This window comes from Escherichia sp. WS1265, assembly GCF_046487585.1.
GTDB lineage: Bacteria > Pseudomonadota > Gammaproteobacteria > Enterobacterales > Enterobacteriaceae > Escherichia > Escherichia coli.
In genome coordinates, this window is sequence record NZ_JBJQJE010000018.1 from 25,460 (window position 1) to 46,609 (window position 21,150).

Sequence of the window (21,150 nt, forward strand, 5' to 3'; positions counted from 1 at the left end):
AAGAATAATGCAAAACAGAAAATGGATTTTGACCTCGCTGGTAATGACTTTTTTCGGCATCCCCATTCTGGCGCAGTTTTTGGCGGCGGTTATTGCCATGCTGGGGGCCGGGCTTGCCGCTATTCTTGAGTTTTGCAATTTACTCTTTACGCCAACAATTTATCTTCTACTCAACGTCTTTATGCTGACGCTGGGCGCATTACTGCTATTTTTCTCTGGGCGAGTGGGTAATGTGTCTGAGTTTTGTTACGTTGGGAATAATGGCGTGGGCTTTGCGGTAATTCCCTGAATTAAAAAGTAGGTTAGATTTTTGACAAAGTGCGCTTTGTTCATGCCGGATGCGACGTGAACGTCTTATTGGCCTACAAAATCATGCAAATTCAATACATTGCATAAGCCACGTAGGCCTGATAAGCGTAGCGCATCAGGCAATTTTGTATTTGTCATCAGTCTCAGACCAGATCGAAATCTGACCTGACCACCTTACGTTAAATCACGAAGCCAGCGACAACTTCTGCTGCGTATACTCCACCAGCCACTGACTCACACGAGATTGTTGATCCGCATTCAGCCACATGCCTTGTTTTGTGCGACGCCACAGGGCATCGTCGGCGCGACGGACCCATTCGTGATCCACCAGATATTTCAGCTCCGCTTCGTAGAACTCATGACCGAAATCTTCCCCGAGATCGCCTATCGCCCCCGCATTGCCGAGCAGCAGTTCGCTGTTGCTGCCGTAAGTGCGTGCGTAATGACGTGCCAGCGATTCGGTCAGGAATGGGTAACGGCGGCGCAGACGCGCGGCGTAATCGTCACGGTCGCCTTCAATGGCTCCGCCCGGTAGCACGCTCTCTTTCGTCCACGCCGGACCAATGCCCTGATAATATGGCGTCAGTTTTTCCAGCGCGTGCTCCGCCAGTTTGCGGTAGGTGGTCAGCTTACCGCCGAATACCGACAGCAGCGGCGCTTTGCCGTTTTCATCATGGATATCAAGGGTGTAATCACGAGTGATAGCCTGCGGCGAATCGGACTCATCATCACATAGCGGACGCACGCCGGAGTATGTCCAGACGATATCGTCCCGGCTTAACTGCTTTTTAAAGTGCGTGTTATACACTTTCAGCAGGTAATTGATTTCACTCTCTTCAATCTTCACTGCTTTTGGATCACCTTTGTATTCCACATCGGTGGTGCCGATGATGGAAAACTCGTCCATCCACGGGATCACGAAGACAATACGTTTATCTTCGTTTTGCAGAATGTAGGCCTGCTTTTGTGTATGCACACGCGGCACCACAATATGGCTGCCTTTGATCAGGCGAATGCCATAAGGTGAGGGTAGATGCATCCCGTCGTCGAAGAACTGCTTCACCCACGGGCCGGTGGCGTTCACGAGGCCGCGCGCTTGCCAGCTATATTTTTTGCCGGTATCGATATCTTCCGCTTCCACAATCCACAGGCCGTTTTCGCGGCGAGCAGAAGTGGCACGAGTACGGGTAAGCACTTCACCGCCTTTACGCACCACCATCTGGGCGTTGGCGAGTACCAGACGGGCGTCGTCTACCCAACAGTCGGAATATTCGAATCCGCGCTTAATTTCCGGTTTTAACACTGAATTTGCGCCAAAACGCAAACCGGTTGATCCCGGTAGGCTGGTGCGTTTACCCAGATGATCGTACATAAACAGACCAATCCGAATCATCCACGCCGGGCGCAGATGCGGACGATGCGGCAGGCGAAAACGCATCGGGAAGGCGATATGCGGGGCCATTTTCAGTAGCACTTCACGTTCAGCCAGCGCCTCGCTGACCAGGCGGAATTCATAGTGCTCAAGGTAGCGCAGGCCACCGTGAATGAGTTTTGAACTGGCGGAAGAGGTCGCGCAAGCGAGATCCTGCGCCTCCAGCATCAGCACGGATAAACCGCGTCCAGCGGCGTCTGCCGCGATACCAGCACCATTGATGCCGCCACCTATCACAATCAGATCTTTGGTTTCCATGCTGCCCTCATTCACTTTCGTTAAAGCTCACAAATGTTCGTTATCGAACATATTAGCAAAGGATCGCGCTTTAGGTAACATTGAAAAAACATTTTAGAGTGATATGTATAACATTATGGCGTTTATCTTCCGCTTCGACGTAAACTGTGCGGTAAATTTGCCCACTTGTTTGTAAATAAAGAGAGACGCATGGATCAGTTCGAATGTATTAACGTTGCCGACGCGCACCAGAAGTTGCAGGAAAAAGAGGCGGTGCTGGTCGATATTCGCGATCCACAGAGTTTCGCAATGGGGCATGCGGTGCAGGCTTTCCATTTAACCAACGACACACTGGGCGCGTTTATGCGTGATAACGACTTTGACACTCCGGTGATGGTGATGTGTTACCACGGCAATAGCAGCAAAGGCGCGGCGCAGTATCTGCTGCAACAGGGCTACGATGTGGTCTATAGCATTGACGGCGGCTTTGAAGCCTGGCAGCGTCAGTTTCCTGCAGAGGTGGCGTACGGCGCGTAACGCTTTATACTGTCCCCTTTTGTGTGGAATAAGCGACAGCAACGATGTTGATGATTACCTCTTTTGCTAACCCCCGCGTGGCGCAGGCGTTTGTTGATTACATGGCGACGCAGGGTGTTATCCTCACGATTCAACAACATAACCAAAGCGATGTCTGGCTGGCGGATGAGTCCCAGGCCGAGCACGTGCGGGCGGAGCTGGCGCGTTTTCTCGAAAACCCGGCAGATCCGCGTTATCTGGCGGCCAGCTGGCAGGCGGGCCATACCGGCAGTGGCCTGCATTATCGCCGTTATCCTTTCTTTGCTGCCTTGCGTGAACGCGCAGGCCCGGTAACCTGGGTGATGATGATCGCCTGCGTGGTGGTGTTTATTGCCATGCAAATTCTCGGCGATCAGGAAGTGATGTTATGGCTGGCCTGGCCATTCGATCCAACACTGAAATTTGAGTTCTGGCGTTACTTCACCCACGCGTTAATGCACTTCTCGCTGATGCATATCCTCTTTAACCTGCTCTGGTGGTGGTATCTCGGCGGTGCGGTGGAAAAACGCCTCGGTAGCGGTAAGCTAATTGTCATTACTCTCATTAGCGCCCTGTTAAGCGGCTATGTGCAGCAAAAGTTCAGCGGGCCGTGGTTTGGCGGGCTTTCTGGCGTGGTGTATGCGCTGATGGGCTACGTCTGGCTACGTGGCGAACGCGATCCGCAAAGTGGCATTTACCTGCAACGTGGGTTAATTATCTTTGCGCTGATCTGGATTGTCGCCGGATGGTTTGATTTGTTTGGGATGTCGATGGCGAACGGAGCACACATCGCCGGGTTAGCCGTGGGTTTAGCGATGGCTTTTGTTGATTCGCTCAATGCGCGAAAACGAAAATAATTCCAGGGATTTATAAATGAAACAAACACAACGTCACAACGGTATTATCGAACTGGTTAAACAGCAGGGTTATGTCAGTACCGAGGAACTGGTGGAGCACTTCTCCGTCAGCCCGCAGACTATTCGTCGCGACCTCAACGAGCTGGCAGAGCAAAACCTGATCCTGCGGCATCATGGCGGTGCGGCGCTGCCTTCCAGTTCGGTTAACACGCCTTGGCACGATCGTAAAGCCACCCAGACCGAAGAAAAAGAGCGGATTGCCCGCAAAGTGGCGGAGCAAATCCCCAATGGCTCAACGCTGTTTATCGATATTGGCACCACGCCGGAAGCGGTGGCGCACGCGCTGCTCAATCACAGCAATTTGCGCATTGTGACTAACAATCTCAACGTCGCTAACACGCTGATGGTAAAAGAGGATTTCCGTATTATTCTCGCCGGTGGCGAATTACGCAGCCGCGATGGCGGGATCATTGGCGAAGCGACACTCGATTTTATCTCCCAGTTCCGCCTTGATTTCGGCATTCTGGGGATCAGCGGCATCGATAGCGACGGCTCGTTGCTGGAATTCGATTACCACGAAGTTCGCACCAAACGCGCTATTATTGAGAACTCGCGCCACGTTATGCTGGTTGTCGATCACTCGAAATTTGGCCGTAATGCGATGGTCAATATGGGGAGCATCAGCATGGTTGATGCCGTCTACACCGACGCCCCGCCGCCAGTAAGCGTCATGCAGGTGCTGACGGACCATCATATTCAACTGGAGCTGTGCTGATCTTGCACGGCTTCCCACGTCAGACCAAAACGCGCCAGGTATTTGCGTAGCCGATCTGCGTCGTTGACGCTGGCTTTGCCCTGGCGCGAAACATCAAAAAGCTGGCGACCGGCAGCAGAAAGCGATTTTGCCTGGCGGCAGATGGCTATTACGTGTTCCAGTTGCAGCCGATCAAAGAGGTCGATGTTTTCTGCCTCAGCGCCCAGCAGTTGCGTAATCGCGGAGGGGCGACTCTCCTGCCAGTTATAGCGCAGACGGTTTATCTCATCTTCAACCACGTCCAGAGTGATGCGTCCGCTAGTGGCAAAGGTGGCCATCCGCGTGACGCTGGCAGAAAGTTCGCGAAAGTTACCGCGCCATGTTGCCTGGGGAGATGTCGCAAAAGCCAGCCAGGCGCGCCGTGCTTCGGTGTTAAAACGCACGCTGTCGCCGGTGAGTGAGGCGTGGCGCTCCACTTCATAATCCAGGTTAGGTTCAATATCTTCCTGGCGCTGGCGCAGTCCCGGCAGGGTGAAGGTCCAGAGATTGATCCGCGCGTACAGATCTTCGCGAAATTTGCCTTCAGCAACCAGCTGGCGCAAATCGCGCACCGTTCCGGCGATCAGCTGAAAATCACTGCTCACCTGGCGATCGCTGCCAAATGGGTAAAAGGTTTTCTCTTCAATGGCTTTCAGCAGCATTGCCTGTTCGTCTGCGCCCAGTTCGCCAATCTCATCAAGAAACAACATGCCACCGTTGGCGCTGCGTAATAATCCTTCACGAGATTCCCGCGCCCCGGTGAACGCGCCTTTCACATGACCAAACAGCGTCGACATGGCGGTATCGCCGCGCAGGGTGGCGCAGTTCACTTCTACAAATGCGCCGCTAAACTGATGCCGTGCCTGTTTTAATTCAAAGATGCGTCGCGCCAGAAATGACTTACCCGCCCCGGTCGGGCCGTTGAGCAGGATCGGTGCGCGGGATTTAATCGCCACTTTTTCGATCTGCTCAATCATGCGGTTGAAGTGGGGGTTACGCGTGGCAATGCCGGATTTGAGGAAGTCGAGGGTTTGCTGGCATTCCTCGGCAAAGCGGCTGGCGATGGCGTTATAACGGCTTAAATCGAGATCGATAATCGTCACTTCACCTGCGCCGCGCGGTTGTTCTTTTTTGCGCGGTGGTGAAGATTGTATCAACCGGGCGGGCAAGTAACGCGCTTCTGCCAGCAGAAACCAGCAAATCTGCGCGACGTGGGTGCCGGTGGTGATGTGAATTAAATAATCTTCATTTTCTGGCTGGAACGCGTAACCACGGGCGAAATCATGCAGGCAGGCGTAAACCTCTTCGAAATCCCACGGGTTATGCAGTTCTATCTCAACGCCCACCACTTCTGTTTCTGGCGAAACGCTGGCGATATCGCGTTTAAGCGTTTCGAATAGCGAGCGCGAGCGGGCGTCGTGCAATAATTCCAGCCGATCGATAACTAACGATTCTTGCTGGCATAGACAGAGTGTCGGACGCCATTTTGACCAGCGCTGACTGCCGCGCCCGGCATAATCCAGCACGGTACCGACAAAGCCAAAAGCCACTGTTTTACGCATCTTAGATATCCTTATAAAAGACGATATTTCATTATCGGTAAATCGGCTTTGCGGGAAATCTCCGTTTACGGACGTAAAGATATAATCTTTTTAGAAACAATAAATTAAAAAATTAATCTGCTTATTTAATTTTCTGGCACGACGGTTGCAATTATCAGGACATACCAACGAAAAGAGAAAAACACAATGAATTACGAATTACTGACCACTGAAAATGCCCCGGTAAAAATGTGGACCAAAGGCGTGCCGGTAGAAGCCGATGCGCGTCAGCAACTTATTAATACGGCGAAGATGCCGTTTATTTTCAAACATATTGCGGTAATGCCTGATGTACACCTGGGTAAAGGTTCCACCATAGGTAGCGTGATCCCGACCAAAGGGGCGATTATTCCGGCGGCGGTGGGCGTGGATATCGGTTGTGGAATGAACGCGCTGCGCACCGCGTTAACGGCGGCAGACCTGCCTGAAAACTTGGCGGAGCTGCGTCAGGCGATTGAAACGGCCGTGCCGCACGGACGTACCACTGGCCGTTGTAAACGTGATAAAGGCGCATGGGAAAACCCGCCTGTTAACGTCGATGCGAAATGGACTGAGCTGGAAGTCGGTTATCAGTGGTTAACGCAAAAATATCCCCGTTTCCTTAACACTAACAACTATAAACACCTGGGAACGCTGGGAACGGGTAACCACTTTATTGAAATCTGCCTTGATGAGTCGGACCAGGTGTGGATTATGCTGCACTCCGGTTCACGCGGAATTGGTAACGCCATCGGGACTTACTTTATCGATCTGGCGCAAAAAGAGATGCAGGAAACGCTTGAAACATTGCCGTCGCGTGATCTGGCGTACTTTATGGAAGGTACGGAATACTTTGATGATTACCTGAAAGCCGTGGCCTGGGCGCAGCTTTTTGCCAGCCTTAACCGCGATGCGATGATGGAAAACGTGGTAACGGCGTTGCAGAGCATTACGCAGAAAACGGTCAGACAGCCACAAACGCTGGCGATGGAAGAGATCAACTGTCACCACAACTATGTGCAAAAAGAACAGCACTTTGGTGAAGAGATCTACGTGACGCGTAAAGGCGCGGTGTCTGCGCGTGCTGGTCAATATGGAATTATTCCAGGGTCGATGGGAGCGAAAAGCTTTATCGTCCGTGGGCTGGGAAATGAAGAGTCGTTCTGTTCGTGCAGCCACGGTGCCGGGCGGGTAATGAGCCGTACTAAAGCGAAAAAACTGTTCAGCGTGGAAGATCAAATTCGTGCCACCGCACATGTGGAATGCCGTAAAGATGCCGAAGTGATCGACGAAATCCCGATGGCGTATAAAGATATTGATGCGGTGATGGCGGCACAAAGCGATCTGGTGGAAGTTATCTATACCCTGCGTCAGGTGGTGTGCGTAAAAGGATAAATGATGAAAAGGATGATTGCGCTGGATGGCGCACAGGGCGAAGGCGGCGGGCAGATCCTGCGCTCGGCGCTGAGCCTGTCGATGATAACCGGCCAGCCATTTACCATCACTGGCATTCGTGCCGGGCGGGCGAAACCGGGGCTGTTGCGCCAGCATCTGACCGCGGTTAAGGCGGCGACGGAAATTTGCCGAGCAACGGTGGAAGGCGCGGAGCTGGGGTCGCAGCGTCTGGTCTTCCGGCCTGGCACCGTGCGCGGCGGCGATTACCGCTTTGCTATCGGTAGTGCCGGAAGTAGCACGCTGGTGCTGCAAACGGTGCTGCCCGCGCTGTGGTTTGCCGATGGACCTTCGCGTGTTGAAGTGAGCGGCGGCACCGATAACCCGTCGGCACCGCCTGCGGATTTTATCCGCCGGGTGCTGGAGCCGCTGCTGGCGAAAATGGGCATTCATCAGCAAACCACATTATTACGCCACGGTTTTTATCCTGCTGGAGGCGGGGTGGTGGCAACGGAAGTCTCGCCCGTGGCATTGTTTAACACCTTGCAACTTGGCGAGCGCGGGAACATTGTGCAGATGCGTGGAGAGGTGCTATTAGCTGGCGTGCCGCGCCATGTTGCTGAGCGTGAAATCGCTACACTGGCGGGTAGTTTTTCCCTGCATGAACAGAATATTCATAGCCTGCCGCGCGACCAGGGGCCGGGTAATACCGTTTCGCTGGAAGTCGAAAGTGAAAATATCACTGAACGCTTTTTTGTCGTCGGTGAAAAGCGCGTCAGTGCCGAGGTGGTCGCGGCACAGTTAGTGAAAGAGGTGAAACGCTACCTGGCAAGCCCGGCGGCGGTGGGGGAATATCTCGCCGACCAGCTGGTGCTACCGATGGCGCTGGCGGGCGCGGGAGAATTTACGGTCGCCCATCCCTCATGCCATCTGCTGACCAATATTGCGGTGGTGGAGCGTTTCTTGCCAGTGCGGTTTAGTCTGGTGGAGGCGGATGGCGTAACGCGGGTGAGCATTGAATGATATAAAGATGTAAGCCGGATCCGACGTATTATCCGGCTAAACTCACACCCCATATCCCATCATCTTCAGCAGTTTCTGCGCGTGTTGTACCGCGGCCTGACGGTGGGCGACGCCGAGTTTTTGGTACAGATTGCGGATATGCGTCTTGATGGTGGTTGCCGCCACTTCCAGTTCACCCGCTATTTGTTCGTTGCTATAACCGGAGTAAATCAGCCCCAGTACCTGCCATTCACGTTGCGTGAGCGGGCTAGTGCGAATCAGCTCTGGCACTTCCGGATGATTTAGCAGACGTTCAACGAAATTCTCATCGAAATGGGCGAATTTATGCCGATGATGTTGATTGATTTCTCGCAGAATACGCTGCGCACGATGCTGTTCCAGTTCCGGCAGCGTATTGAGTTGAATCAGCTGGCGCAGTTGTTGCGCCATCGCTTCGCCTTCAATCACAAAATGGCTGATAAATCCTGTGCGATTCGCCAGTTTTAATGCGTCCAGCAACACGCGCTGGGCGTCACTTTTACGTCCGGCCTGCCAGTACAGTTGATTAAGCAGCAACAGGTTACGGTTGAGATCGCTCATCAACCGCAGACTGCGGGCGTTTTCATTGAGTTCTTCGAGAACAATTTCTGCCGGTTCAAACTCGCCCAGCAAGATTTGTGCACGGGCAATGTTGCGCCATTGACCTTGCAGGAAGTGGTTGTTCGCAAACTCTGGTTTAGCCGTATGACGCAACCAGTTGGCAGCGGCGGCTTTATCGCCGGTCATTTGCCAGTAAATCACCCGGACTTTGTTGGCGTTAGAGATCCAGTCGCTGTGATATTTGCCATTCCCCAGCAGGTTTTCCAGACGGTTCAGCTGGCTACGGGCGTTATCTAAATCACCACGGGCCAGCGAGCATTGAATCAACATTGCCAGGCACTGAAGCTGTTGCTGTGGCTGATAAGACGACAAGACTTCAATCCCGCTGCGCGCCGACGCTTCGGCTTCATCCAGCCGTGCCCAGGCCCATAACAGCTGTGCACGAATGCGCACCAGAAACTCATGCATTGGCAGCTGTTCCAGATGCTGCTCGTTGATCAGCTGGAACGCTTTTTCCTGCGTTTCCCACGCGGTTTGCAGGAACCCTTGGGCAAACAGAATTTCACTTTGCTGGATTAAACTCCATAAGGCGTAGTGCCAGACATCGTGCTGGCGCGCCATCTGTTCGGTTTGCTGCATTAGCGCCAGTGAGCGGGTCAATTCGCCTTTGCAGTGCAACACTTCACCCAGCACCGAGGTTGCCACAATGCGGCTATAGAACCAGCCCGGAGGCAGTTCTTCCAGTGCCAGTTTCGCCAGCCGTTCCGCTTCATCCGGATTACCATCGTTAATCGCTACCTGGGCGCGCAGAGCGTTAAATTCTGCGTGCATGGTGCCTTCTCTGATGTCCTTGATTTCATGTTCAGCACGGGCCAGCAGGGTGTTAACTTCGCCGTAGCGATGTTGGCTTTGCATCAGCCACGCCTGCAATAACACCAACTGCGGATTTTCCAGCAAACTGTCCCACGGCAGGGCCTTAAGCGACTCTTCCAGTAGCGACAGTTCGCTATGGTTGAACAGACTCCAGGCGTGATTAAGCAGAATATCGCGCAGCATCAGCGCATCGCCTGCCGCCAGCGCATGATGAATCGCTTCGCTGGGGAATCCCTGGGCCATCCAGCTTTCTGCGGCGGCACGGTGAATTTCCGGCAGCTCCGCCGCCAGTTCCCACTGGCAGCGCTGACGCAGGAAGTTACCAAACAGCGGGTGATAGCAGAACCACTCGCCGGTATCATCCATCCGCTGTAAAAACAGCCCCTGGCGCTCAATCTCTTCGAGGCGCATTTGCCCGTTTTCTTCGCCGGTCACACGGGTGATGAGTGCATCGTTCATTGAGCGCAAAATGGCGCTTTTCAACAGAAAATGGCGCGTTGCGAGATCGACGTTATCCAAAACCTCATCGACCAGATAATCCGAAAGATGGCTGGCATTGATTCCCGCCAGGCGGCGTGCCGACTTATGGGCTGAGTGGGTATTCTGCCGGGCGGAGAGGGCGATTAGCTGTAGTGCCGTCGCCCAACCGGAAACGTCATCGCAAATCCGACTGCTTTCTGCGGCTTCAATCGGCGATGACAGACGGCAATCAAAAAACTGCTTCGCTTCCTGATGGGTAAATGCCAGTTGCTGACTGCCAATTTCCAGCAGTTGGTCACGAACACGCAGATTGGCAATGCCCAGTTGCGGAAGGTTGCGTGACAACACCACCAGGGTGAGATTTTCTGGTTGATGGCGAATAAAGAAGCGCATTGACTCGTGGATCACTGGATTAGTGATCAGATGATAGTCATCGATGACCAGATAAAGTGGGCTATGCCATTCCGCCAGCTCAATGAAAAGCTGGGCGAAGAGTGACGTCAGACTGGCATATTGCCGTTTTTGCGCCATCGTCTCACATATCGCACAGTGACCGTTGGTTGCCTGCTGCACGGCGGCAATGAGATAGCTGGCGAAACGCTCTTGCTGGTTATCACCTTCGTCCAGCGAGTACCAGCCGATATCGTTTTTGCCTGCCGCCCACTGGGAAATGAGCGTGGTCTTTCCGTAGCCCGCAGGACTTGTGATCAGCGCCAGCCGGAAGTTGTTCGCGCCGGAAAGTTTAGCCAGCAGGCGCTCACGAACCACGGTATGGTCGAGTCGAACCGGACGACTTAATTTTGACGGAATCAGCATAGTTAATCACTTCACTGTGGAAAATGAGGAAATATTATTTTTTTTGCGCTTCGTAATTAATGGTTATAAGGTCGGCCAGAAACCTTTCTAATGCAAGCGATGACGTTTTTTTATGTGTCTGAATTTGCACTCTGTCACAATTCCAAATCTTTATTAATGACTCACCTAAAACGACGCTGATACAGCGTGAATGCTGGGTTGTACGGTATTTCCCTTATGTTCATCAGATTCATTTAAGCAAGGGTTTCTTCTTCATTCCTGATGAAAGTGCTATCTAAAAAGATGATCTTAATAAATCTATTAAGAATGAGATGGAGCACACTGGATATTTTACTTATGAAACTGTTTCACTCCTTTACTTAATTTATAGAGTTACCTTCCGCTTTTTGAAAATACGCAACGGCCATTTTTTGCACTTAGATACAGATTTTCTGCGCTGTATGGCATTGATTTGCTGCTAATCCTGTGGTTTGCACTAGCTTTAAGTGGTTGAGATCACATTTCCTTGCTCATCCCCGCAACTCCTCCCTGCCTAATCCCCCGCAGGATGAGGAAGGTCAACATCGAGCCTGGCAAACTAGCGATAACGTTGTGTTGAAAATCTAAGAAAAGTGGAACTCCTATGTCACAACCTATTTTTAACGATAAGCAATTTCAGGAAGCGCTTTCACGTCAGTGGCAGCGTTATGGCTTAAATTCTGCGGCTGAAATGACCCCTCGTCAGTGGTGGCTGGCAGTGAGCGAAGCACTGGCCGAAATGCTGCGTGCTCAGCCATTTGCCAAACCGGTGGCGAATCAGCGGCATGTTAACTACATCTCAATGGAGTTTTTGATTGGTCGCCTGACGGGCAACAACCTGTTGAATCTCGGCTGGTATCAGGATGTACAGGATTCGTTGAAGGCTTATGACATCAACCTGACTGACTTGCTGGAAGAAGAGATCGACCCGGCGCTGGGTAACGGTGGTCTGGGACGTCTGGCGGCGTGCTTCCTCGACTCAATGGCAACTGTCGGGCAGTCAGCTACTGGCTACGGCCTTAATTATCAATATGGCTTGTTCCGCCAGTCATTTGTCGATGGCAAACAGGTTGAAGCGCCGGATGACTGGCATCGTGGTAACTATCCGTGGTTCCGCCACAATGAAGCACTGGATGTGCAGGTTGGAATTGGCGGTAAAGTGACGAAAGACGGACGCTGGGAGCCGGAATTTACCATTACTGGTCAAGCGTGGGATCTCCCCGTTGTCGGCTATCGTAATGGCGTGGCGCAGCCTCTGCGTCTGTGGCAGGCGACGCACGCGCATCCGTTTGATCTGACTAAATTTAACGACGGTTATTTCCTGCGTGCCGAACAGCAGGGCATCAACGCGGAAAAACTGACCAAAGTTCTCTATCCAAACGACAACCATACTGCCGGTAAAAAGCTGCGCCTGATGCAGCAATACTTCCAGTGTGCCTGCTCGGTAGCGGATATTTTGCGTCGCCATCATCTGGCGGGGCGTAAACTGCACGAGCTGGCGGAGTACGAAGTTATTCAGCTGAACGATACCCACCCAACTATCGCGATTCCAGAACTGCTGCGCGTGCTGATCGATGAGCACCAGATGAGCTGGGATGACGCCTGGGCCATTACCAGCAAAACTTTCGCTTACACCAACCATACCCTGATGCCAGAAGCGCTGGAACGCTGGGATGTGAAACTGGTGAAAGGCTTACTGCCGCGCCACATGCAGATTATTAACGAAATTAATACTCGCTTTAAAACGCTGGTGGAGAAAACCTGGCCGGGCGATGAAAAAGTGTGGGCCAAACTGGCGGTGGTGCACGACAAACAAGTGCATATGGCGAACCTGTGTGTGGTTGGCGGTTTCGCGGTGAACGGTGTTGCGGCGCTGCACTCGGATCTGGTGGTGAAAGATCTGTTCCCGGAATATCACCAGCTATGGCCGAACAAATTCCATAACGTCACCAACGGTATTACCCCACGTCGCTGGATCAAACAGTGCAACCCGGCACTGGCGGCTCTGTTGGATAAATCACTGAAAAAAGAGTGGGCTAACGATCTCGATCAACTGATCAATCTGGAAAAATTCGCTGATGATGCGAAATTCCGTCAGCAATATCGCGAGATCAAGCAGGCGAATAAAGTCCGTCTGGCAGAGTTTGTGAAAGTTCGTACCGGTATTGAGATCAATCCACAGGCGATTTTCGATATTCAGATCAAACGTCTGCATGAGTACAAACGCCAGCACCTGAATCTGCTGCATATTCTGGCGTTGTACAAAGAAATTCGTGAAAACCCGCAGGCTGATCGCGTACCGCGCGTCTTCCTCTTCGGCGCGAAAGCGGCACCGGGCTACTACCTGGCGAAGAATATTATCTTTGCGATCAACAAAGTGGCTGACGTGATCAACAACGATCCGCTGGTTGGCGACAAATTGAAGGTGGTGTTCCTGCCGGATTATTGCGTTTCGGCGGCGGAAAAACTGATCCCGGCGGCGGATATCTCCGAACAAATTTCGACGGCAGGTAAAGAAGCTTCCGGTACCGGCAATATGAAACTGGCGCTCAATGGTGCGCTTACTGTCGGTACGCTGGATGGTGCGAACGTTGAAATCGCCGAGAAAGTTGGTGAAGAAAATATCTTTATTTTTGGTCATACCGTGGAACAAGTGAAGGCAATTCTGGCCAAAGGCTACGACCCGGTGAAATGGCGGAAGAAAGATAAGGTGCTGGACGCAGTATTGAAAGAGCTGGAAAGCGGCAAATACAGCGACGGCGATAAGCATGCCTTCGACCAGATGCTGCACAGTATCGGCAAACAGGGCGGCGATCCGTATCTGGTGATGGCGGATTTCGCAGCCTATGTAGAGGCACAAAAGCAGGTGGATGTGCTGTACCGCGACCAGGAGGCCTGGACTCGCGCGGCGATCCTCAATACCGCCCGCTGCGGTATGTTTAGCTCGGATCGCTCTATTCGCGATTATCAGGCTCGTATCTGGCAGGCAAAACGCTAAGGAAGCTCGATGGAAAGCAAACGTCTGGATAATGCCGCGCTGGCGGCGGGGATTAGCCCCAATTACATCAATGCCCACGGTAAACCGCAGTCGATTAGCGCCGAAACCAAACGGCGTTTGCTTGACGCGATGCATCAACGTACCGCCACGAAAGTGGCGGTAACGCCAGTCCCGAATGTCATGGTTTATACCAGCGGCAAAAAAATGCCGATGGTGGTGGAGGGCAGCGGCGAATATAGCTGGCTGCTGACCACCGAAGAAGGAACGCAGTACAAAGGCCATGTAACGGGGGGCAAAGCGTTCAATCTACCGACGAAGCTGCCGGAAGGTTATCACACGCTGACACTCACCCAGGACGACCAGCGCGCGCATTGCCGGGTGATTGTCGCCCCGAAACGCTGTTACGAACCGCAGGCGTTGCTGAACAAACAAAAGCTGTGGGGTGCCTGCGTTCAGCTTTATACGCTGCGATCGGAAAAAAACTGGGGTATTGGGGATTTTGGCGATCTCAAAGCGATGCTGGTGGATGTGGCAAAACGTGGCGGGTCGTTCATCGGTCTGAACCCGATTCATGCGCTCTATCCGGCAAATCCGGAAAGTGCCAGCCCGTATAGCCCGTCTTCTCGCCGTTGGCTGAATGTGATTTATATCGACGTTAACGCCGTTGAAGATTTCCATCTTAGCGAAGAGGCTCAGGCCTGGTGGAAGTTGCCGACCACGCAACAGACGCTGCAACAGGCGCGGGATGCCGACTGGGTCGATTACTCCACGGTTACCGCCCTAAAAATGACAGCATTACGAATGGCGTGGAAAGGTTTCGCGCAACGTGATGATGAACAGATGGCCGCGTTTCGCCAGTTTGTTGCAGAGCAAGGCGACAGCCTGTTCTGGCAGGCGGCGTTTGACGCACTACATGCCCAGCAAGTGAAAGAGGACGAAATGCGCTGGGGCTGGCCTGCATGGCCAGAGATGTATCAGAACGTGGATTCACCAGAAGTGCGCCAGTTCTGCGAAGAACATCGTGATGACGTCGATTTTTATCTCTGGTTGCAGTGGCTGGCTTACAGCCAGTTTGCCGACTGCTGGGAGATAAGCCAGGGCTATGAAATGCCGATTGGCTTGTATCGTGACCTGGCCGTTGGTGTAGCAGAGGGTGGAGCAGAAACCTGGTGCGACCGGGAGTTGTATTGTCTGAAAGCGTCGGTTGGCGCACCGCCGGATATCCTCGGCCCGTTGGGGCAGAACTGGGGATTGCCGCCAATGGACCCGCATATCATCACCGCGCGTGCCTATGAACCGTTTATCGAGCTGTTGCGCGCCAATATGCAAAACTGCGGCGCATTACGAATTGACCATGTGATGTCGATGCTGCGTTTGTGGTGGATACCGTATGGCGAGACGGCAGATCAGGGGGCATATGTTCACTATCCGGTGGATGATCTGCTCTCGATTCTGGCACTCGAAAGTAAGCGTCATCGCTGTATGGTGATTGGTGAAGATCTCGGTACCGTACCGGTAGAGATTGTTGGTAAGCTGCGCAGCTGCGGTGTGTACTCCTACAAAGTGCTCTATTTCGAAAACGACCACGAGAAGACATTCCGCTCACCGAAAGCGTACCCAGAGCAGTCGATGGCGGTTGCGGCGACACACGACCTGCCTACGCTACGCGGCTACTGGGAGAGCGGGGATCTAACGCTGGGCAAAACTCTGGGCCTGTATCCGGATGAAGTGGTACTGCGCGGTCTGTATCAGGATCGCGAACTGGCGAAGCAAGGGCTGCTGGATGCACTGCATAAATATGGTTGTCTGCCAAAACGTGCCGGGCATAAGGCATCGTTGATGTCGATGACGCCGACGCTTAATCGTGGTTTGCAGCGCTACATTGCCGACAGTAACAGTGCTCTGTTAGGACTACAGCCGGAAGACTGGCTGGATATGGCTGAACCGGTGAATATTCCCGGCACCAGTTACCAGTATAAAAACTGGCGGCGCAAGCTCTCCGCAACGCTTGAGGCGATGTTTGCCGATGATGGCGTGAACAAGTTGCTGAAGGATTTGGACAGACGGCGCAGAGCGGCAGCGAAGAAGTAGTAGGGTGCGGTTGATGCCGGATGCGATGCATCCGGCAGTCAGTGTTATCAAATCACCATATTCAGCAGCAGACAGCCTACCAGACCGCACACCGAGATAATGGTTTCCAGCATCGACCAGGATTTGATGGTCTCGCCGATAGTCAGGTTAAAGTACTCTTTGAACAGCCAGAAGCCCGGATCGTTCACGTGAGAGAAAATCACACTACCGGAACCAACCGCAATAACCATCAGCTCCGGGCTAACACCCGTCGTTGCAATCAGCGGTGCCGCGATACCACCCGCAGTGATTGCCGCAACGGTTGCGGAACCCAGCGCGATACGCAGTACGGCAGCAATCGACCAGGCCATCAGCAGCGGAGAAATGTTGGTTTCGTGCATCATGGAAGCAATGTATTTGTCCACGCCGCTGTCTACCAGCACCTGCTTGAACGCACCGCCACCACCGATAATCAACAGCATCATCGCAATGATTTTGATGGAAGAAACCAGCGTGTCGTTAATCTGATCCATTGAACGACCACGGTTCAGACCAAAGGTGAACATCGCAATCAGCACGGCAATCAGCGTTGCCATTACCGGGTCACCGAGGAACTCCGCTACCGGCAGGAAAGCGTGACCTTTCGGCAGGATCATTTCGGCAATCGCACGCATCGCCATCAGTACAACCGGCACCAGAGAGGTCCAGACGCTGACGCCAAAGCTCGGCATCTCTTCTTCGCTGAAGGTTTTCGCGCTGTAGAGACCTTCCGGAATTGGCTTATCGATACCTTTCAACACGCGAGCGTAAACCGGACCGGCGAGAATCACGGTCGGGATTGCCAGAATAGTACCGTACAGCAGGGTTTTACCCATATCGGCATTGAAAATGGTGGCAATCGCAGTCGGACCCGGATGCGGTGGCAGGAAGCCGTGGGTCACAGACAGTGCAGCCGCCATTGGTACACCAACATACAGCAGTGGAATATTCGCGGAAGCCGCGATGGTAAACACCAGCGGCAGCATCAGCACGAAACCCACTTCATAGAACAGGGCAAAACCAACGGTAAAACCGGTCAGTACCACCGCCCACTGGATGTGTTTTTTACCAAATTTAGCAATCAGCGTGGTGGCGATACGTTGTGCGCCACCGCAGTCTGCCAGCATTTTGCCCAGCATCGCGCCAAAACCCATGATCAGGGCAAGGCTACCGAGCGTTCCGCCGACACCTGCTTTGATGGAGCCAATAACTTTATCCAGCGGCATTCCTTGCATTAATCCAACAGCAAGCGCCACGAGGACGAGAGCGATGAAGCCGTTCATTTTGAAACGGATCATCAGGAGCAACAACAAGATTACACCGATAGCAACAATGACTAATGGCATGATTTACCTGGCCTTTCATTTGTTATGGGTAACGTCAATTTTCTGACGACAAACTCTAATTATCCCAATCGGGAACAGAGATATTGCGGCACCACGACTGATACCCACTAAAACTAATTATTGTAGTCAGATGTCAGGAGTATGTTTGGTACCCATGTGAATGATACGGGTAACATCCGGCGTTTGAGAATCACCAGAGCGGGGTAAATTTAAATTATGAGAGGTTGGTCATATTATCGCGGGGAAACGAAGGGAGGGGGTTGCCAAAGCAATGCTGCGCCAACGTCTGGCTCATGTTCAACGTAGGCCCGAAATGACGCTTTAGCGTCGCATCGGGCAATCTACAAAAGAGGGGATAACTTAGTAGTAGGAGTGCTCGCCGCGCTGGTGTTCGGTGAGATCGCGCACACCTTTCAGCTCCGGGAATTCGTTCAGCAGCTGCTTCTCGATCCCTTCTTTCAGCGTCACATCTACCATAGAACAACCGTTACAGCCGCCGCCAAATTGCAGAATGGCGTAACCGTCTTCGGTGATTTCCATCAGCGAAACGCGACCACCGTGACCAGCAAGCTGTGGGTTGATCTGCGACTGCAGCATATACTCCACGCGCTCCATCAGCGGTGCATCGTCTGCGACTTTACGCATTTTGGCGTTAGGCGCTTTCAGCGTTAACTGGGAACCCAACTGGTCTGTAACAAAGTCGATCTCTGCATCTTCCAGGTAAGGAGCGCTTAACTCATCAACATACGCGGTCAGCAGGTCAAATTTCAGGGCAGTGTCGGTGGCTTCCACGGCATCCGGCGGACAATAAGAAACACCACATTCAGCGTTAGGCGTGCCAGGGTTAATCACAAATACGCGGATTTGTGTCCCTTCTTCCTGGTTTGCCAGCAGTTTGGCAAAGTGCGCTTGTGCAGCATCGGAAATACGGATCATAGTAATGGCCTAATAGTTGACTATTTTAGTTGGTTATAATACGCCCATCATCGAGGCTCTACAAGGTTCGACAAAGGCACCAGACCTGGACAGTCGCCGCACCATTGCGTAAAAGCAGCTGCGCAATCTCTGCGACGGTACTTCCGGTGGTGACGACATCATCCACTATCACCATATGGCGACCTTGCACAGGCAATTCAAGGCGAAAGGCATTTTTCAGGTTGCGCTTGCGCAGCCGGGCACTGAGAAAATGCTGGGTCGCAGTGGCCCGTGTTCGTGTGACGGCTTCGCTATCCCATCGGCAGTGCAACCAGCGTGATAACGGCTGACACAGCAAATCGCTCTGATTAAATCCCCGACGCCAGTGACGCCGCTGCCATAACGGAACGCTGATAATGCGATCCGGCAATTGCAACCCGGTGGTGCGACGAGCGTGTAAGACTTCCAATAGTAACAGACGTGACAGGGCGCTGGCGATTTCGCTGTGGCGGGAAAACTTAAGCTGGTGGATAAGCGGACTTAACGGCGGCGCATAGTCGGCAACCGTGACCAGTCTTTGCCAGGGCGGTGGTTTATGCAGGCAGCGACCGCAGGGAAGATGGGTGTGTGTGGCGGGTAATCCACATTGTGGGCATAACGTTTTATCTGTACGGGCGGCGCGTGAACAGACCGAACAAATCCCCCAATGACCTAACGCCAGTGGCATTCGGCATAGCCAGCATAATCCCGGTACTGTTAGCATATGTTCATCCTTGTAAGTCAAAAGAGAACAATAGCGGATGAATAACATCTGGTGGCAGACCAAAGGTCAGGGGAATGTTCATCTTGTGCTGTTGCACGGATGGGGACTGAATGCCGAAGTGTGGCGTTGCATTGACGAGGAACTTAGCTCGCATTTTACGCTGCACCTTGTTGATCTGCCCGGTTTCGGGCGCAGCCGGGGATTTGGTGCGCTGTCGCTTGCTGATATGGCCGAAGCCGTGCTGCGACAGGCACCTGATAAAGCCATTTGGTTAGGCTGGAGTCTGGGCGGGCTGGTGGCAAGCCAGATTGCGTTAACCCATCCCGAGCGTGTTCAGGCGCTGGTCACCGTGGCGTCGTCGCCTTGTTTTAGTGCTCGTGACGAGTGGCCGGGGATAAAACCGGACGTGCTGGCGGGATTTCAGCAGCAGCTGAGTGATGATTTTCAGCGTACAGTGGAGCGGTTCCTGGCGTTACAAACCATGGGTACTGAAACGGCGCGCCAGGATGCGCGGGCGTTGAAGAAAACCGTACTGGCGTTACCGATGCCGGAGGTGGACGTGCTCAATGGTGGGCTGGAAATCCTCAAAACGGTCGATCTCCGTCTGCCGCTGCAAAACGTGTCCATGCCGTTTTTGCGATTGTATGGTTATCTCGATGGTCTGGTGCCGCGCAAAGTGGTGCCGATGCTGGATAAACTCTGGCCGCACAGCGAGTCGTACATTTTCGCCAAAGCGGCCCATGCGCCGTTTATTTCGCATCCGGTCGAGTTTCGTCACGTGCTGGTGGCGTTGAAGCAGAGGGTGTAGGTGGCTTTTGAAATGGCGAGACAGAACTTTACTGACTCGCCGCAGCCAACTCTTCTTCTGACACCCCGGTAAAACGCATGATGTCCGCAAGAGGGACTCCGGATTACAGCATTCTTTTGGCGATATCCGGGGCTTCCAGGCGTCGATCCAATAAATAACCAATCAGGTAACTAATAAGATATTCTCTTTCTGCATCTGTCATTAAAACCATCCTTTACGTTATTGATGATTTATTTCAGCAAGGTCTTCAACCGTCAGGCTGGTAAATCGCAGAACGTCCTCAAGAGAAACTCCGGCGTCCAGCATGGTTTTGGCAATATTTAGGGCGTTGGTACGTATACCTTTCTGAAACCCTTCCTGCCGCAATCTTTCCGCAATAGTCATTAAGCTCTCCTTGTGTTTCGGTGAATGTTCGGCAACGCCGTCGATAAAATCGTTAAAACGTACCGCATCGCCGGTTTGCAAGATGTAATTAAACAGCCCTTTGATTTGTCTGTCATTAGCGTATCCACTACTTAATAAGCAGGCCATTTGCTCTACCAGCCCCATCAGATCGCGTTGACGGATATGTTTTTGAATTAACTCCAGCAGCGCCATGCGTCGGTGCTGCATGATTTCATCATCAGGCATGACGGTGACATCAATCAGCGGAAATGCGGAGGCATAAAGCTGCCTTGCCAGTTTGGGATCGGCGAAACAATCCAGCCAACACAGCGAATAGGGATAGGGGCTTTCAATACCGTGGTAAAACAACAATGGCACCACCATCGGCAACGTTTTGTATCCGGCATCAAGGTGATTTTGCATTGCGGCAATAGCGTAACGCATCATGCGAAATGCGATCAGTTTGTTTGAGGTGCTTTGATGTTCAATCAGACAATAGATGTATCCTGGTCCTTGTTCCGTTTTCACCGACCACAGCACGTCGGAATAGCTTTCACGCAGATCGTCATCAATAAAGCTGCTCGACTCCAGCTTGAGGGTTTTCATATCACAGAGCGCGTGAATGGGTGCCGGTAAATGAAACGCAAGAAAATCGCATGCCGTCTCCGGTTGGCGTAAAAAGAGTTTGAACAGCGCATCGTGTGGGGTGGAACTCTGCTTTTTGCTCATGGCGTTCCTTCACCTGTTATTTGAATGCCGCGACTCTACGCGCCACTCCACACCTGTGCATTAGCCAGTTTTCATCCCTGCGAGACGCTTTCAGAGGAACTTACGTCGCGCTGCAAGAATTGCATTTTTATGGAAAGCCGCACGCAAAAAAGCC

15 protein-coding genes and 1 pseudogene are annotated in these 21,150 nt (G+C 52.7%); 9 read left to right on the forward strand and 7 right to left on the reverse strand.

Translation table 11 applies throughout. The features are described 5' to 3' along the window. Positions 1-4 precede the first annotated feature (4 nt). Positions 5-226: pseudogene (locus tag ACJHX3_RS17435) on the forward strand (phosphate ABC transporter substrate-binding protein); the annotation flags it as partial. 267 nt (positions 227-493) lie between these two features. Here ACJHX3_RS17435 and glpD read toward each other — a convergent pair. Continuing rightward, entirely contained in the window at positions 494-1,999 is a 1,506-nt protein-coding gene (gene glpD, locus ACJHX3_RS17440; protein WP_000448123.1) for a glycerol-3-phosphate dehydrogenase, read from the reverse strand. Positions 2,000-2,188: 189 nt separating this feature from the next. Here glpD and glpE point away from each other — a divergent pair, with 189 nt between their 5' ends. From glpE to ACJHX3_RS17455, 3 genes are read left to right on the forward strand one after another with little or no spacing between them, the layout of a single operon-like run. Then, a complete protein-coding gene (glpE, locus tag ACJHX3_RS17445) occupies positions 2,189-2,515 on the forward strand; it encodes a thiosulfate sulfurtransferase GlpE (protein WP_000371928.1) in 327 nt (108 codons plus the stop codon). A gap of 44 nt (positions 2,516-2,559) precedes the next feature. Then, positions 2,560-3,390, forward strand: coding sequence for a rhomboid family intramembrane serine protease GlpG (glpG, locus tag ACJHX3_RS17450; RefSeq protein ID WP_000928712.1), 831 nt, complete (start codon positions 2,560-2,562; stop codon positions 3,388-3,390). Between the two features lie 16 nt (positions 3,391-3,406). Continuing rightward, positions 3,407-4,165 (forward strand): DeoR/GlpR family transcriptional regulator, encoded by a 759-nt coding sequence (locus ACJHX3_RS17455; RefSeq protein WP_000815099.1) that lies wholly within the window; start codon positions 3,407-3,409, stop codon positions 4,163-4,165. On the opposite strand, the gene rtcR is transcribed toward ACJHX3_RS17455, so the two are convergent. Further along, on the reverse strand, positions 4,147-5,745 hold the full coding sequence (rtcR, locus tag ACJHX3_RS17460) for a DNA-binding transcriptional regulator RtcR (RefSeq protein ID WP_001232927.1): 1,599 nt from the start codon (positions 5,743-5,745) through the stop codon (positions 4,147-4,149). The two genes, ACJHX3_RS17455 and rtcR, sit on opposite strands and share 19 nt — an antisense overlap. Before the next feature lie 186 nt (positions 5,746-5,931). Here rtcR and rtcB point away from each other — a divergent pair, with 186 nt between their 5' ends. Continuing rightward, positions 5,932-7,158: an RNA-splicing ligase RtcB gene (gene rtcB, locus ACJHX3_RS17465; RefSeq protein ID WP_001105489.1), complete on the forward strand. Its 1,227-nt coding sequence runs from the start codon at positions 5,932-5,934 to the stop codon at positions 7,156-7,158. A gap of 3 nt (positions 7,159-7,161) precedes the next feature. Further along, positions 7,162-8,178 (forward strand): RNA 3'-terminal phosphate cyclase, encoded by a 1,017-nt coding sequence (gene rtcA, locus ACJHX3_RS17470; protein ID WP_001604915.1) that lies wholly within the window; start codon positions 7,162-7,164, stop codon positions 8,176-8,178. Positions 8,179-8,220: 42 nt separating this feature from the next. Here rtcA and malT read toward each other — a convergent pair whose 3' ends face one another. Next, positions 8,221-10,926, reverse strand: a complete 2,706-nt coding sequence (malT, locus tag ACJHX3_RS17475) for an HTH-type transcriptional regulator MalT (protein ID WP_000906970.1) — start codon at positions 10,924-10,926, stop codon at positions 8,221-8,223. 622 nt (positions 10,927-11,548) lie between these two features. Here malT and malP point away from each other — a divergent pair. Together malP and malQ are read left to right on the forward strand one after the other, a co-directional pair. After that, positions 11,549-13,942 (forward strand): maltodextrin phosphorylase, encoded by a 2,394-nt coding sequence (gene malP, locus ACJHX3_RS17480; protein WP_000081890.1) that lies wholly within the window; start codon positions 11,549-11,551, stop codon positions 13,940-13,942. A gap of 9 nt (positions 13,943-13,951) precedes the next feature. Then, entirely contained in the window at positions 13,952-16,033 is a 2,082-nt protein-coding gene (gene malQ, locus ACJHX3_RS17485) for a 4-alpha-glucanotransferase (protein WP_094321742.1), read from the forward strand. 47 nt (positions 16,034-16,080) lie between these two features. On the opposite strand, the gene gntT is transcribed toward malQ, so the two are convergent. From gntT to gntX, 3 genes are all read right to left on the reverse strand, one after another. Beyond that, entirely contained in the window at positions 16,081-17,397 is a 1,317-nt protein-coding gene (gene gntT / locus ACJHX3_RS17490; RefSeq protein WP_001131758.1) for a gluconate transporter, read from the reverse strand. 360 nt (positions 17,398-17,757) lie between these two features. Further along, a complete protein-coding gene (gene nfuA, locus ACJHX3_RS17495) occupies positions 17,758-18,333 on the reverse strand; it encodes a Fe-S biogenesis protein NfuA (RefSeq protein ID WP_000619389.1) in 576 nt (191 codons plus the stop codon). Between the two features lie 58 nt (positions 18,334-18,391). Then, the gene (gntX, locus tag ACJHX3_RS17500) at positions 18,392-19,075 is read right to left on the reverse strand and encodes a DNA utilization protein GntX (RefSeq protein ID WP_094308391.1); all 684 of its coding nucleotides are present in this window, start codon (positions 19,073-19,075) and stop codon (positions 18,392-18,394) included. A gap of 37 nt (positions 19,076-19,112) precedes the next feature. Between gntX and bioH the strand changes: the two genes are divergently transcribed. After that, positions 19,113-19,883, forward strand: a complete 771-nt coding sequence (bioH, locus tag ACJHX3_RS17505; RefSeq protein WP_001060079.1) for a pimeloyl-ACP methyl ester esterase BioH — start codon at positions 19,113-19,115, stop codon at positions 19,881-19,883. Between the two features lie 219 nt (positions 19,884-20,102). Here bioH and rpnA read toward each other — a convergent pair whose 3' ends face one another. Further along, positions 20,103-20,996 (reverse strand): recombination-promoting nuclease RpnA, encoded by an 894-nt coding sequence (gene rpnA / locus ACJHX3_RS17510; RefSeq protein WP_000039076.1) that lies wholly within the window; start codon positions 20,994-20,996, stop codon positions 20,103-20,105. Positions 20,997-21,150: the final 154 nt, after the last annotated feature.